A 14,295-nucleotide genomic window follows, 5' to 3' on the forward strand; every position below is an offset into this window, starting at 1 on the left:
TCTGTTCTGTTTTCGCATATAGGTAAATGAAGATAAAGCCCAGAAAAGGTGTTTACATAAATATCAGGAAATTCGTCTATATAACCACACTCCATCAATTCTATTGTGTTTTATGGTTCAAATACCTCTTTAGAAAGAGGAAAGTAGCCATTAAAAACAAGATTTCTAAAACGGTCTAGTTCTCCAGTATAAAGCTTTATTTCATCATTTTCTGAAAAATATTCAGGGAGGTAGTAACAATCATTTAATATAATATCAATACTAAAATAAATATGGTTTAGTTTTATTTGATAAATATTAAAATCTTCATTATGTTCTATTTTTGATTTTGTGTCCTTTTGGTTGAATTGTAAAAATATTTCTTCATTTCGAATATTTAGCGTTTTATTATGTGGAATTTCTCGCTTATTTACTCTATCTATTTTATTTATTCTGCCATCAAGATGAATTGAGGCTTGCAAATCACCTGACTGAATATATTCTAACAAATCGTATTCTGAAATATTGATATTGTAATTTAACGATATATATTTAACTGCATCGATAATTGAATATGCCTTTTTAGGTAAGAATTTTTGACTAACCATAAACGCCCCTTTCGCATTTGTCCTTATTGGTAGGAGCGCACCAACAAGATAAGGTTTCTTGCTTTCGGGAGCTACCCTAGATGCGCTTTATTTGATTAATTATTCCTTTACTTTAAATGGATAGTGATATTGCCTAATCGAGTTTCTTTTCCGTCATTTCCAATATGCGTTATCGTTCCGCTAATGAACGGTTTATTTTCCTCTTGTTTTTGTAAAATCCGTTGAATGATAGGGCGCTGTAATTCTTGTTCCGCCCAGCCGGATAATGTTTCGTCTTGTTCTAGCGGTTTTGGTTTTTCTTTTATCTTGTATATTAGATAACAAAAGAAGGTGATCGCACCTATTAGAAAAGCCAGTAAAGGCCATTTTAATATTGGCCAAAAGATGAAAACCAACAAGCCAACAAAAAGCAATATGGCTAAAAATAACAAAAAATCTAAAGCAGAAAATACAAATGAACCAAATGCGGATAAAACGGATTTAATCATACTTTTCCCCTTGTTTCTCTGTTTATTTCTTGTTCTATTTTATCAAAGTTTAGATGCGTTAAGCTACGGCTATTTTTTGTTCATCAGAAAAGTTTTATAATAGTCTCGCTTTGAATTTAGAAATATTTTCAAAGTCTTCTAAACGTGAGCGGCTTACTTTTTCGGAAGTTTGCCGCAAACTTTAAGGAGCTGCGATCTACAAGTGCCTAATCGCGTCCTGCATGTAAGTTTTTAGACAAAATAGCCCAACATTGTGAAATGTCGGGCTTTTCTATTATTTGAACGCTTTTTTTAATTCTTCTTCTGCAACCTCTTTTGCAATTCTTAGAGCCTGTGCCTCACCAGATTTAAAGCCTTTTTCCATATAATGGCGACCTTTCATTTTTACTGTGCCATATTCAACCATCCACCAGTAAAACGGATCTGATTTATCTTTTGTATTTTCCCCAATTTTTGCCATTCTACGGCCGTTTGTTCGCATAACTCGAATTGCAGTGATACCGCTTAGGCCATCTTTGGCTACCCTTGTTTTATGTCGAACGTTGTTTTTAATTGTTCCTTTTTGTCGGAAATTAGTGCTACTTTTCAATGTTGGAACATTCGGCTTGATTGTTTTTTCAATCGATTTGGCCGCGCTATTTAGTCCTTTTCTAATTGCTTTTGCAGCGACTTTGTTTATATCCTTGTTTAGTTTTTTTAAGTTTTGCTCAAGTTCTCTTAAGCCTTTTATTTGAACAGCCATAGTTTCCCTCTGTAGTTATAAATCAATACCATTAAATTGTTCTAGTGCGTGTTTGTGTTCATCTGAAAGCTCGAAAATCAAATCGCCATATTCAAGTTGATAAGTGCCGAATGACATTAGAAAGGCTACGGCTGGGTCGATTTTGTTTGCGGCTTTCTTCTTGTTTGGTTTAATGTTGGCGTTGGCATCAGTTTCCATCACCACATTGGATAACGCCCAGGTAAGCACTGGATCGCCATGATGTTCTATCATCTGTCTATTAATTAGCACTTCTGCACTTTTTGCCACCGGGCTAAATCGTTGATAGGTTTGCGGGAAGGGCTCAACCTCAAGCCCTGCCGCTTGTAATTGTGTGCGTAGGTGAGTTGCATTCCATACGTCAAAGCCAATCATCTTAATATTGAAACGTTGTGCATCTTTCAAAATATCATCTCTGATTTTGTCATAATCGATACAGTCGCCCTCTGTTGCAATCAGCCAGCCACTACGCACCCAGTTTCGATACATTGCACGATTTTTATTTGCTACGTTATTAAGTTGAAATTCGGGGATATAATGCCGAGTAACCAACCGCACTTTATTCCCTTGTGGAAAGGTATAGCAAAGGCTGGTTAAGTCATTGGTGCTGGATAAATCCAGTCCTAAATAGCAATCTTGGTGAAGTAAATCGCTTTCGGTGTACTGCCGTTCACATTGCGCCCAGTTTCCTTCGCCGAGCCACGGGGTTGTACCTTGACATCATACATTAAATCGCTTGGTAAGCATTTCCACCCATTCGGAAGGAATCCCCCTCGCTTTTTTAATCGTGTTCTCAAAATCAAGGTAGGGAATGGATTTACCAATATTGGGATTGGCTTTTATCCAGTTCTCTTGTTTGTCGATTTCGTTTTCTTCGTCTAGTTCAAAAATCAATACGAACAAGCTATCGTTCTGCTCATTCCCTTCAAGGATTTGAGCGCAATAATCATAATGCTGTTTACAAGCCGAAATCACGTTACTTCCCGCGGTTGTTATGGCAAAGAGCAAACCTTCTGGGCGTGCGCCTTGTCCTAATTCTAATGCGCTATAGACGCTGTTGTCCGTGTGTAGGTGATATTCATCCACAATGGCGAGACTTGGGTTCGTTCCTTCAATGGTTGAAGATTTAGCAGCCAATGGGCGCATGATACTGTTATTTTTAGGGTTGATGAGTTTGTGCTGTTGAATGTTGAGCCGTTTTTTCAGTAAAGGCGAAAGTAAGCACATTTGACGCGCATCATCAAAAACGATTCGGGCTTGGTCTCGGCTCACGGCTGCCGTGTAAATATCTTGTTGGCCGCCTTCCATCACCAAAAACCAATTGGCTAAAACAGCGGCTACCGTTGATTTGGCGTTTTTTCTTGCCACTTGAACGTAAGCAGAGCGATATTTTCTTAATCCTGTATCTTTTCGTTTAAAGCCGAGAATGTTAGCAAAGAGAAAAACTTGCCAATCTGAAAGAATAATCGGCTCACCGCGCAAGTGTCCTTTAACGTGTGGGCATAGTTTCGAGAAAGCGATAAATTTTTCTACCGCACTTTGATCAAAGAAATAATCGGGGTTGTTTAAATCGTTAAAATAACGCGCTACGGCTTGTTTTATCTTCTTACAAGCCACTATTTCACCTGATTGAATTTTCTCTGCGTATTCGTGCCAGATTGCCATATTTAGCCTACATTGTGAGGATTTCATCAATCATATCGGTTGAATCAACTTCAACAGGATTTTTTCTACGGCTAACAGGATCAAAGCCTAACAGTGAGGACATTTTCACCATCACTTTTTCTGCATCAGCTTTCGCGGATAATGCGGGATTTCTTGACTGTGTGCCTTGGCTATTGACGATTGAAAAGCCATTTTTGTGAATATCTTCAACGGCTGCACGGAAAAGAGAATAGTTCACGCAATATAACTCAAGGTGAATTAAATCGGCATCTTGAATATCGCCACGTTCAAGAAGTTGAGGGATGCGCTCTTTCCATACTGATTTAGCAATCGGATCTAAAAAACTTGGCGGGGTGTGTAAATTCTTCTTTTTAGCTGTCATTGTGTTTCCTTATTTTCAAAAAAATTTCCTTGCATAAAAATTAAAGGGGGCGGGCGGTTCTTTAGGCTTGCCACTTTCTTTCAAAAACTCCCCCCACCTGTTCAAATCGTCTTTTGTTCAAAATTTATACCAATCCAAATTTGGATTGGTTAGCTCAGTTGTTACCATATGACTACAACTCAACCGTGTACATATGCCCATACTTCAATTGTTTCGATATAGAAACGGTTTACTTCTTCGCACCAAATCCGCGTTGGTCTATCACTCGTGTTTTATAGCTATGGCAATCACGGCATAAAGATTGATGGTTAGATTCAACCCAAAATAGCGGGTCTGCTTGTCCGTTCTCAACTCGCTTGATATGGTCTATCACTGTAGCGGGCGTGTAGATACCTTTTTCTAAGCACATCACGCAAAGAGGGTGATGCTTTAAGTATTGCTCGCGGTATTTGCTCCACTTGTGATCGTAACCTCGTGCGCTGCTGTTTGGGCGGTTGTCCTTTGGCTTATGCTCTTCACATCTGCCCGACTTCACTTTATTTCTACACCCTGGATAACTACAACGTCTTAACGGTTGATAAGGCATATCGGTTACTAAATCCTTAGTAAGCGCAAGGCTCTCTATAGACTTCCCATAATGCGGAAATCGTCATGGGTGCTTGTTTAAGATTGGCTAAATCTGTTATAGCCTCACGGTTTGTGTAAAGGTAGGCAATATACATTAAGCAGCCGACTTTAATTGATGGCGTAAACGGAACGGTATTTTCTGTTTCTTCATCACCAAAGGTTTTGCCTATATGCTTTTGGCATACTTCCAATGTAGCGACCTTATAGGTTTCGAGTAACGCATCATCTAAATCATGATCGAGATTTAAATGTTGCTTAATTTCTTCTAGTTCAATTTGTGCCATTGCCTAATAACTCCTTACAGATTAGTTGAAGTTCACGGTGAGATTCCTTGCTGTCTATGATATTGGTTATCTCAAGCAGCCTTGTGCCATACTTCACTCGCATAGTGCGATCGACTTCTATCCCATAACGAACCCTAACCCTTACAATGTTCTCCCCTAGAGGCACTGCCCCAGAGAAGAACTCTCTACCTTGTAATGGCTCAACTGCAGCTCGAACATTAGAGATAGTTCTCCATTTACTCACAATGCCGCCATAGTCGTTCTGTTCGTTTACTTGCTTTTGTAAACCAATCACCTTGTTATACTTGCCAGCCTTAAGCATCACTGCCATTGCTTGCCCCCTGTTCTTGTTCATCACCGCGTTTAACTTCTACGGTTTGCTTCCAAGCCTGGCTAAATTCATCTCCACCTCCATAAGGCGGTAAACCTTCACGGCGGCGAACTTCATTTGGAGACATTACACCCGCTTTGATTGCCACATCATAGCTACTGAAACGTTCGCTTTGACTGGTGCGCAATAAGTCGCTTGTATCAAATTCGATTAAGTAACGTTTCTTGCTGTTGCTGCCTAAATCAATCATCAAGGCATCTTTGAGTTGTTGTTCAAAGTTAGTAAGCCAGGGGCGTAAGGTTTGAGAAAGAAATGCGCGGCTTGCCTCACTGAAATTCGCATAGCTACTATTAGAATAATCTTGTAAGAAAATCGGGCTAATATTGTAGATTCGGGCTATATCAGAAATTGTGAATGTGCGACTGGCTAACCATTCTGCATCTTGGTTTGTCATGCCTAATTGTTTATATTCCATTGAGCCTTCAAGAATAGGCGTTTTACCCGCATTCTTTGCCCCCTTGTAACGCTCAAGAGCTTTGACGGCTTTCTGAGCTTTTGCATCATCTAACCATTCTGCCGTTGAGATAAGCCCGCTTGCCATCAATCCGTTTTTCATAATGGCTGCGCCATGGCGTTGTTGAGCTAAACCTAATCCGACCGTTTCACGGCAAACTGTTATCGGAGAACGCCCCATAAATCCATCAATAGAACTATGGCGTAAATGTAAAATCTCATCTTGAAGATAGTTTTTTGTTACCCCGTTTAAGTCTGTGATTTGATAAATATATTCACCCGTTACTTTACGGAAGATATTTACCGCACTTGGTTGATAGGGAGTAAGGCTTATTGGTTCGCCTTTGTTATTCCACTCAATCACGGCATAAGCGTTACCATTTAGCAAACAATGGCGCATCATCGTATTTTTGAATTGATACGGTGTTTGGCTGCGGTTTGGCATTTCATTGAGAAGATATTCAACAGGATGACGATAGATCCTTTCTCGGCCATCTTCTTTTAGTGCGTATAGATAACAAGGCATTGATGCGACCGCCTCTGAAATGACGGTAACGGCATTCATCACGGCAGGTAACGATTCTGCAGTTTGTGGACTGACAAATTCGCCCGCACCTGTATTGTTTACGCCCATGTAAGATAAAAGCTCTTCGATTGAGGTTGGCTCGCTACGTTGCTCTTTTCGTCTAAAAGGATTCCACATATTAAGCCTCCATCACATCAAGCCACTGTTTCAAAAGTGCGGTAGAGTGTTTCTGTGTTTTTTCTTTGGCAGCGACCATCGAACGCTTAGCAATTTCTACGCTACTTTCAGGATAGGCGGGAATGCTTGTTACGGTAATTTCAAAGAGTTCGGCTTTTTGTACGGTTCGTTGGCAAGGCTCTACATCAAAATTCCATGTTTCTTCTTTAGCCCAAAAGCCGAAAGACATTCCGCTAATATCGCCGCGTTCAACACTTACCAACAAATCACGCCCTAAGGTGGTATCAGGTGGTGTTAATTCAAAACGCAAGCCGATTGAATCTTCTTCTAGTTTTAATGTTCCCGCACTAGTGCGACCGAGTAACTTGGTGTAGTCGTGTTCAAAGAGTGCGCGAACATCTTCGCCACTGGCTAAACTTTCACTGAATGCTTTAGGCGCAAAGGATTCTACAAAATCACAGTAAAGCACTTGTGAAGGGCTGTTCCATTTGACCGCATAACCAACGAGCTTTTGATTCTCTTCATCCGTTGAAATTGTTGCAGAGCGGATTTCAAATTCTTTCTTCATTTTTCACCTATTAAGCAAAAAAAGGGGCTTATGCCCCTCTATGATTTATGCCGTTGTCTCAATCACTTTAATTGCGTTGGAATCTACCACTCCACCACCCAAATATTTATCGGTGTGGACTTTATAGAATCCTGGCTCGGTTAAGTTGTCTGGTCGAGTTCGTACGCCTGTTTCATGATCGACAATGAAGTAACCTCGTTTGAAATCACCAAAGGCAATAACTGCTTGATTTGCACCACCTGTCGGCATTGTCTCTAAGAAGTAAACTGGACGGCCTAATAATGTAGCGGGCGCATCGGTTGTTAAACCATCGCGCCAAATGTAATCGCCATTTTTGTTTTTGAGTTTTTGTAATGCTGCTGCAATGGTTGATGACATCACCCATACGGCATTTTTGCGGTATTTACTGTGAAGGGTATAGAACGCATCGATTAAAGTGTCTGCCTCAATTTTTGCCGCACCCGCTACTTCAATTTTTTGAAGTTTGCCGAATGGGCGCACTTTATCGTTTTCAGTTGTGCGTTCGTAGGTCAATAAACCTTTTGATTTTTTGTTACCATCACCAGAGGTTAAATCTACTTCTTCTGTTTCAGTGAAGGTCTCCGTGATTTCATCAGTGAGCCAACCTAAAACATCAATGCTGGAGAAGTCCAAAATTTCTTGAGTAGTTTTTGGATAAGCATAGATTGAATTTAATGCAATGGTTACTTCGTGCAGTTTCGGGGTTGCTGTGCCGTTGCGTGCTGCGCCTTCTGTGCCATGTTCAACGGTTGCACCACCAGCAGATACTAATTTTTTGTATTCTTTCGCACCGATAGGCAAGCGAACGACATTACAAAGCTGGCGCATGACGCTATCATCAGTTAAGCGTTTCATGACCTCTTTGTCTAATTGCGGGATAACTGAATAACCGCCATCTTCACCGTTAGCCGTAGTTAAATTGCGAAGTTCACCGGTTTTAATGTAATGGCGCAATTCATCATTTGAAAATTGTTTCGTGCTGCGAGTTTCTAATGGGTTAGATTGCGCACCAAGATTACGTTCTTCATCTGCTACGGTTTCGTATTTACTGATTTCATCACTCAACTGTTTCACTAAATCTTTCAATTTATCAAAATCTACTGATTCAGCTTCATCCAATGAACGATTTTCTTTTTCTGCTTTATCAAGCATTGCACGCATTTCTGCGACTTTTTCTGCCTTTTGTTGGCGTAACTCGATTAATTTTTTAAGCATAATTTGTCCTTATTCATCATAGTTAATATCAAATTGAAGAACTGATGAAATCCATGCAGCTTGTTCTTCATCATAGTTATAGTCATAACTCTTTAATGAAATATTAAGAACAGATTTTAATTCGCTGTTATAAATAGTATTTCGAATTAACTCTGCAATATTATCTAATTCATCTTCGCCAGAGTGAGGTTTTAAATAAATAGCAATATTGAGTGTTGCATTTAATTCACTATCACAAAGGCAAGTTTGATCTAAACTAATATCTTCTAAATAAACAGAAATAGCAGGACATTGTTCAGAAGGATTTAACCCAAGGATGCGGCCGCTATAAAAACGTTTAACTTGGCTTGAAAGAGCAGGTTTTAATCTTTCAATTACTTCATCTCTAATTTTTTCATGTATAAGCATTTTTTACCCTTATTTGTTCTTAATTAAGAGGGCTTATAAAAAGCCCATAGAACAATATATATACAAAAAATATAAAGTAAATACCTTAAATTTCAATAGTTTAGATACAATTAGATACGTTGAGTGAAATATTTTATTCAGTGATTTTTTTAGGTGATTTTGGGTTTGAAAAGATAATTTAAGATAGGAAGTTATCTATTTTTTATAAGTGGAGACAGGTGGAGACTAGTGGAGACTTTAAAAAATAGTGTCCACTTTTATAAATATATAATAAATAAGGTTTTTTTTAATATTTTTTAATAGAAGTGGAGAGGTGGAGACATTTTTATAATAAAAATATTATTTTTTAAGTTAAGCTATGTTATCGTATTGGAAATGAATAGAAAATTTGCAATGAAAAGTTTTTTAGTAACAAGTTTAGTAACAAGATTTTTTGTTGTTTTAAATAATTCTTATAAATCAATGTATTGAAATTATGTTCGAGTCCAGCTAGTGCACCATCTAACCCTTTCATAACCCCGCGAAACTAATCGTGGGGTTTTGTTTTATCTAGGTTTTATAAGTGGTATAAGAGAACAATAAATTGTTTCTATATAAAAACGGCTAAAAACATTTCTATTTTTAGCCGCACTTTTTTTAATTTTCTTCTTTATTTTCTTTAAATAAGCCTGATGCGCCCTCGGAATAATCTCTTGGCTGCTCATTTTGAGATTTATCTATTGCAGTAATTAACTGTTGGGTGAATAAACCTTTTTGATCTTTTTCGCCCAGTAAATTATTCGAGGAGGTTGCATAGTGGCGATAAAGTTTTTGATAATCGCTAATGAGGGTTTTGAATAACTCAGCACTTTCTGCAAAATGTTTTTCGATTTGCGCTTTTTGTGTGTCAAGTTGGGTTTTAACTGTTTTTAATTCAGCTTCTGTTTCAGCTTGATGTTTTACGGAGGCTTTGGTTAAATGCACAATAATGTAACCAATAAATAATCCAACAAGAAAAGCGATACCAATCGCTACCCAAATTTCATTGGTCCAATTTTCCATAATATTCCCCTGTTTATTTGGCTTAAAAACTAACAAGTTGCAATAATAACAATTTCAACTTTCCAACGAGAATCCGCTAATTTAGCTTCGACTGTCGCTCGACTTGGTGGGCTAACATGATCGACCCATTCATCCCAGGCTTGATTTAATTTTGCATAATCTTGCATATCTGCCAAGAAAATTTGCGCGGTTAAAATGTTGCTTTTATTGGAGCCAATTTCTGCTAACAATTTATCAATTAAACCTAATACTTCTTTGGTTTGTTCGTAGGCATTTTGCTCGATGGTTAATTCTGGAACTTGCCCTGCAAAATAGGCGAGGTTGTTATGAATTGAAACTTCACTTAAACGTGCACTCGGTAAAATGCGTTGAATTGTCATAGGATTCTCCTTTAGGGGTATTTTCTTCTATTCTAAATAGCGTTTACCACTTTGTAAAATTCTCTTTACTAGGCTAGAATACCCGATAATTATTCTCAATTATTTAATCATTATGAAACTGCTTATCTCTAATCAGCATGGCGCTATTGTTATGGCATTGGTGCCTTTTATTTACGGCATGTTACTTGCTAACCCTGTATGGGCGCACGTATTTTTATTATTAGGATGGTTTTCGCTTTATTTGATGACTTATCCTTTTTTGAATTTATTTAAAGGTAAAAATCTTGAGTTATACAAAAAATGGTCTGTGATTTATTTTGTTGCCGCTGTGATTTTTGCGATTCCCGCGTTAATTTATAATTGGCAAGTACTGTATTTTATGTTTGCCATGCTGCCGTTTGTCGCGGTGAACATTTATTTCACCAAGAAAAAAGATGAGCGTAACTTATGGAATGACTTGGCGGGGATCTTAATTTTTGCTCTAGCTGGAATGGGATCTTATTATTTTTCTGACCGCACTTTTGATGAAAAAATACTTTGGGTGGCGATTTATCCAACATTATTTTTTATTGGAACAACGCTTTATGTGAAATCCATGATGCGTGAACGAAAAAATCCACGTTATTTTTGGGCGTCAGTGATTTTTCACTTATTATGTGTGATAATTTTTGTGATTTCACAACAATTTATTTTAGCATTAGCTTTTGTTCCCGGATTAGTGCGAGCGGTTTATCTGCCCACTAAAAAGCTTTCTGTTATGCAAGTTGGACTAACAGAATTTGCGATTACTGCTGTGTTTTTTATTTTACTTTTAATAGCAACTTTATAAATGAAACTGAAGTTATTTTTTCATACAGTATTACTTTCTTGTAGCTTGCCTATTTGGGCGATGAAAACTGTTGATGTTACAGCGAGTTCGAAAATGGATGATCAAGCAAGAATGAATTTGGCACAAGACTTGGCCAATAAACAGCAATGGATCTCTGTTTTCGATATTATGTATCCGATGGCGTTGGAAGGAAATATCACCGCTCAAAGCAATCTAGGCATGTTATATAACCTTGGGCGTGGCACGGTGAGAGACTATGAAAAGGCTTATTGGTGGTTTAGCGAAGCGGCAGAGAAGGGCAGCGTGAAAGGGCTAAATAACCTTGGTGTTATGTATCTACGTGGCGATTACGTCAAACAAAATACAGAGCAAGCCATTAAGCTTTTTGAACGCACAGCTCGAGCTAAAGATACGGATGGAATGATGATGCTAAGTAATATTTATCGCTCACAAAACCAACCTGAAAAATCATTGGAATGGCTGAAGAAAGCCGCTGAATTAGGCAATAAGGAAGCAAAACAGCGTTTATCTAGTCAGCCATAATCTAAAAGTGCGGTTATTTTAATCGCACAAATTTCACGCCACTATGTTGCAATAGCAATTTCATTGGATCTTCATCATTCGAGACTGTTTTTTCACGTAATTCAATTAATTTCATCCGCAAATGGGCGAGTTCGTGAATTCGTGTTGCCACCTCTTTAATATGTTTGTCTAACACACGATTTATTTCTTCTGCTTGTTGTTTTGAGGCATTTTCTAAATTGAGTAGGCTTTTTATTTCACTTAATGAAATATCTAAATTTCGGCAGTTACAAATAAATGATAGGCGTTGCAAGTGTTCTTCATTATATTGCCGAAAATTGCCTGAAGTGCGTTTTGGGGGCGGGATTAAACCTTGTTGTTCATAATAACGAATGGTTTCTACGGTACAGCCTAGGGCTTTAGCAAGTGCTCCAATTTTCATCAATTTCCTTAAAAAATGACTTGACTCTAAAGTTACTTCATATTTTATCATGCGTTCAGATTTTCTTAAACAAAAACAAACAAGGAGTATCCAAAATGGAATTAAAAAAAATCGCAGTGGGATTAACCGCACTTTTAGGTATGTCTGTTGCTAACGCACACAATGTTTGGCTTGAACCTGCTTCAGCCCAAGGTGAATACGTGGTGAAATTTGGACATGAACAAACTGAAACCTATCCAGAATCTAAACTTAAATCTATTCAAGCTTTAAATGCGCAAGGAAAATTAACTGCCGTTGATTACCAATTCAGAAATGGCGAAGCCTATCTTATGCCTAAATCAGATTTAGTATTTGTTCATTTCGATAATGGTGTATGGTCAAAATTACCAAGCGGTAAATACGTTGAAAAAACAAAACGTGAAGAACCAACAGCAGAGTTTAGTACCAATCCTGTTAAATTTGGTAAAGCGATTTTGAAATGGGATGCTGAATCTTTCAAATCTCATCAACAAGCTTACGAATTGATTCCTCAAGAAAAAGCACAGGCGAACAAACCACTTTCTATCCTTGTTTTACATAACGGTAAACCAGTTCAAGGCATTAAAGTGGGCGTGAGTGAAGATGCACCGTTCAATTTAACTAATGAAAAAGGTATTGCTCAATTTACGCCAGTTAAAGGCTTCAACAAAGTATGGGCAGAGTTTGAGGAAAAAGTAACAAATAATGCTGATTACGATCGTCGCTCTGTAGAATATATGTTAACTTTTGATGCGCAATAATATGGATTTGGGATGAAGAAAATTGTTTTTTTAACCGCACTTTTTGCGGCTTGCTATCTCCCGAATGCTTATGCCCATGCGCTTTATGTGTTTGCCCAATATGATGGGCAAACACTCTCTGGCAAATCCTATTATTCTGATATGACCCCTGCGGCTGAAACTTATTTAGAAGTTTTCCGCTCAGGTGTTTCTGATCCCGTTTTAACTGGAAAAACTGACCGCCAAGGCGCATTTAAGCTTTCTATTGCTGATGTGCCACATACAACCTTAAAAGTTGTGGTGGAAGGCGAGGAAGGACACCGTGCGTCAGTTGTTGCCGCTCATACATCTGCCGAAAATCAAAGCGGTGCAGATTTAATGCTGCTTCGTGAAGATATTGCGCATTTAAAAGATAAAATTTATTTGCATGATATTTTAGGCGGAATCGGTTATATCGTTGGTATTGCTGGACTCATTGCTTTACGTAATGTGCGTAAAATTAAACAAGGACGTATTTAATGCATTTATCTGAAGGCGTGTTACATACGCCTATTTTATTAGCTGGCGCAGTGCTTGCTGTTGCAGGCATTGCTGTGGGGTTGCGCCGTTTAGAATCAGAACGTTTACCGCTCACTGCACTTTTTGCGGCTGCATTTTTTGTGGCAGGAACCATTCATGTGCCCGTAGGAATTGGTAGCGTTCATTTAATTTTAAATGGCATGGCTGGTTTATTCCTTGGGTGGGCTGTATTTCCTGCGTTTCTTATCGCACTTTTATTGCAAGTTATCTTCTTTTCTTTTGGTGGATTTGCAGTGTTAGGCGTCAATCTTTGTGTGATGGCGACGCCAGCGGTGATCGCTCATTATCTTTTCCGTTCTCGTTTACAACCTCACATGGCTTTAAAAGATCGCTTATTAGTCGGTATTGGATCTGGCGTAATTGGCGTTGGCGGGGCAGGTGCGCTTGCTTCTTTTGTGCTGATGTTAGATGGTGGAAAAAGTTATCTGAATCTTGTTTGGCTCTTGCTAGTCTCTCATATTCCGGTATTTATTTTGGATAGTATTATCAGCGTAGGGGTGATTACCTTGCTTGGTAAAATGTATCCTGAAGTCATGAATCGTACCGAGAATGTCTCTTAATGAAAATTCATCACTTATTTCAACCGCACTTTAGGTTGATTTATCTGTTTATCTGGGGGTTAATCATTAGTGGATTGAGTGATCTCACTTGGCTTATCCCCCTTAATGCGCTTGCAGTTTTTCTCTTTTTTATTTCACTGCAGTTTAGTCAAAAATCTTTTTTGCCCTATCTTAAACGTTGGTTCGCTTTAATCATTTTTATTGCTTTAATGTGGGCGACATTAAGTTGGAAAATTGGAGAAAATGGCATTGAACTCAATTTTCAAGGTATAGAATTAGCAGAAAAGTTAAGTTTACGGACTCATTTATTGCTGATTTCTCTTTGGCTTTTTTTGTGGAATATTAATGATGCGGTGCTTGTTCAAGCCATTGGTAAATTGCCTTTGCCAGAAAAATTAATTCAACTTTTTGTACTGACCGTACGTTACATTGCACTGCTTGGCGAATTGCGTCAAAAAATGGATATTGCTATGCGCGCTCGTGGATTTCGTCCTGGTCTTAATCGCCGAACCCTTTATGTGACCGCTCAAAGTGTCGCTTTATTATTGATTCATGCCCTGTTGAAAGCTGAAACGGCGCAAATGGCGTTAAAATGTCGTGGTTTTCAGTTTGGCAAAAAGAGAGAAAAATAA

General features: G+C 38.3%; 20 protein-coding genes and 1 pseudogene. 6 read left to right on the forward strand and 15 right to left on the reverse strand.

Annotation, left to right across the window (positions count from 1 at the left end; translation table 11 throughout):
• Positions 1-110 precede the first annotated feature (110 nt).
• The 14 genes and pseudogenes from A9501_RS09790 to A9501_RS01740 form a co-directional block, all read right to left on the reverse strand.
• Positions 111-587, reverse strand: a complete 477-nt coding sequence (locus tag A9501_RS09790) for a hypothetical protein (protein ID WP_257006471.1) — start codon at positions 585-587, stop codon at positions 111-113.
• Positions 588-694: 107 nt separating this feature from the next.
• On the reverse strand, positions 695-1,075 hold the full coding sequence (locus A9501_RS01685) for a hypothetical protein (RefSeq protein ID WP_065264683.1): 381 nt from the start codon (positions 1,073-1,075) through the stop codon (positions 695-697).
• Positions 1,076-1,349: 274 nt separating this feature from the next.
• Positions 1,350-1,817, reverse strand: coding sequence for an HK97-gp10 family putative phage morphogenesis protein (locus A9501_RS01690; RefSeq protein WP_065264684.1), 468 nt, complete (start codon positions 1,815-1,817; stop codon positions 1,350-1,352).
• A 15-nt stretch (positions 1,818-1,832) separates the two neighbouring features.
• Positions 1,833-3,500, reverse strand: a pseudogene (locus tag A9501_RS01695) (terminase large subunit).
• Positions 3,501-3,507: 7 nt separating this feature from the next.
• Positions 3,508-3,882 (reverse strand): phage terminase small subunit P27 family, encoded by a 375-nt coding sequence (locus tag A9501_RS01700; RefSeq protein WP_005626376.1) that lies wholly within the window; start codon positions 3,880-3,882, stop codon positions 3,508-3,510.
• Positions 3,883-4,111: 229 nt separating this feature from the next.
• The gene (locus tag A9501_RS09465; RefSeq protein ID WP_083071873.1) at positions 4,112-4,468 is read right to left on the reverse strand and encodes an HNH endonuclease signature motif containing protein; all 357 of its coding nucleotides are present in this window, start codon (positions 4,466-4,468) and stop codon (positions 4,112-4,114) included.
• A gap of 16 nt (positions 4,469-4,484) precedes the next feature.
• Positions 4,485-4,793 carry a head-tail connector protein gene (locus tag A9501_RS01705; RefSeq protein ID WP_005633852.1) on the reverse strand — a complete coding sequence of 103 codons (309 nt, stop codon included), beginning with the start codon at positions 4,791-4,793 and terminating at the stop codon, positions 4,485-4,487.
• Positions 4,780-5,124: a phage head closure protein gene (locus A9501_RS01710; protein WP_065264685.1), complete on the reverse strand. Its 345-nt coding sequence runs from the start codon at positions 5,122-5,124 to the stop codon at positions 4,780-4,782. The genes A9501_RS01705 and A9501_RS01710 overlap by 14 nt, the downstream gene beginning before the upstream one ends.
• Positions 5,108-6,340, reverse strand: a complete 1,233-nt coding sequence (locus tag A9501_RS01715) for a phage portal protein (RefSeq protein ID WP_065264686.1) — start codon at positions 6,338-6,340, stop codon at positions 5,108-5,110. Before A9501_RS01715 ends, A9501_RS01710 begins: the two co-directional genes overlap by 17 nt.
• A 1-nt stretch (position 6,341) precedes the next feature.
• Positions 6,342-6,908: an HK97 family phage prohead protease gene (locus A9501_RS01720; RefSeq protein ID WP_065264687.1), complete on the reverse strand. Its 567-nt coding sequence runs from the start codon at positions 6,906-6,908 to the stop codon at positions 6,342-6,344.
• 45 nt (positions 6,909-6,953) lie between these two features.
• On the reverse strand, positions 6,954-8,144 hold the full coding sequence (locus tag A9501_RS01725) for a phage major capsid protein (RefSeq protein WP_065264688.1): 1,191 nt from the start codon (positions 8,142-8,144) through the stop codon (positions 6,954-6,956).
• 9 nt (positions 8,145-8,153) lie between these two features.
• Positions 8,154-8,552: a phage tail terminator protein gene (gene gpU / locus A9501_RS01730; RefSeq protein WP_065264689.1), complete on the reverse strand. Its 399-nt coding sequence runs from the start codon at positions 8,550-8,552 to the stop codon at positions 8,154-8,156.
• A gap of 636 nt (positions 8,553-9,188) precedes the next feature.
• Positions 9,189-9,593, reverse strand: coding sequence for a YhcB family protein (locus A9501_RS01735; protein WP_065264690.1), 405 nt, complete (start codon positions 9,591-9,593; stop codon positions 9,189-9,191).
• 29 nt (positions 9,594-9,622) lie between these two features.
• Entirely contained in the window at positions 9,623-9,973 is a 351-nt protein-coding gene (locus A9501_RS01740) for a RidA family protein (protein WP_065264691.1), read from the reverse strand.
• A gap of 112 nt (positions 9,974-10,085) precedes the next feature.
• Here A9501_RS01740 and A9501_RS01745 point away from each other — a divergent pair, with 112 nt between their 5' ends.
• Together A9501_RS01745 and A9501_RS01750 are read left to right on the forward strand one after the other, a co-directional pair.
• Positions 10,086-10,802, forward strand: coding sequence for a YwiC-like family protein (locus tag A9501_RS01745; protein WP_065264692.1), 717 nt, complete (start codon positions 10,086-10,088; stop codon positions 10,800-10,802).
• The gene (locus tag A9501_RS01750) at positions 10,803-11,345 is read left to right on the forward strand and encodes a tetratricopeptide repeat protein (RefSeq protein WP_065264693.1); all 543 of its coding nucleotides are present in this window, start codon (positions 10,803-10,805) and stop codon (positions 11,343-11,345) included.
• A gap of 13 nt (positions 11,346-11,358) precedes the next feature.
• On the opposite strand, the gene A9501_RS01755 is transcribed toward A9501_RS01750, so the two are convergent.
• Complete coding sequence (locus A9501_RS01755; RefSeq protein ID WP_005633867.1) at positions 11,359-11,766, reverse strand: Cd(II)/Pb(II)-responsive transcriptional regulator; 408 nt, start codon at positions 11,764-11,766, stop codon at positions 11,359-11,361.
• 95 nt (positions 11,767-11,861) lie between these two features.
• Between A9501_RS01755 and A9501_RS01760 the strand changes: the two genes are divergently transcribed.
• The 4 genes from A9501_RS01760 to A9501_RS01775 are packed head-to-tail and all read left to right on the forward strand — an operon-like array spanning position 11,862 to position 14,295.
• On the forward strand, positions 11,862-12,545 hold the full coding sequence (locus A9501_RS01760; protein ID WP_065264694.1) for a DUF4198 domain-containing protein: 684 nt from the start codon (positions 11,862-11,864) through the stop codon (positions 12,543-12,545).
• 12 nt (positions 12,546-12,557) lie between these two features.
• A complete protein-coding gene (locus A9501_RS01765; protein WP_065264695.1) occupies positions 12,558-13,043 on the forward strand; it encodes a hypothetical protein in 486 nt (161 codons plus the stop codon).
• Complete coding sequence (gene cbiM, locus A9501_RS01770; protein ID WP_005638017.1) at positions 13,043-13,663, forward strand: cobalt transporter CbiM; 621 nt, start codon at positions 13,043-13,045, stop codon at positions 13,661-13,663. The genes A9501_RS01765 and cbiM overlap by 1 nt, the downstream gene beginning before the upstream one ends.
• The gene (locus tag A9501_RS01775) at positions 13,663-14,295 is read left to right on the forward strand and encodes an energy-coupling factor transporter transmembrane component T family protein (protein ID WP_065264696.1); all 633 of its coding nucleotides are present in this window, start codon (positions 13,663-13,665) and stop codon (positions 14,293-14,295) included. Before cbiM ends, A9501_RS01775 begins: the two co-directional genes overlap by 1 nt.

Origin of the sequence: Haemophilus sp. CCUG 66565 (assembly GCF_001679495.1) — a bacterium.
In the GTDB taxonomy this organism is placed as follows: Bacteria; Pseudomonadota; Gammaproteobacteria; order Enterobacterales; family Pasteurellaceae; genus Haemophilus; species Haemophilus haemolyticus_K.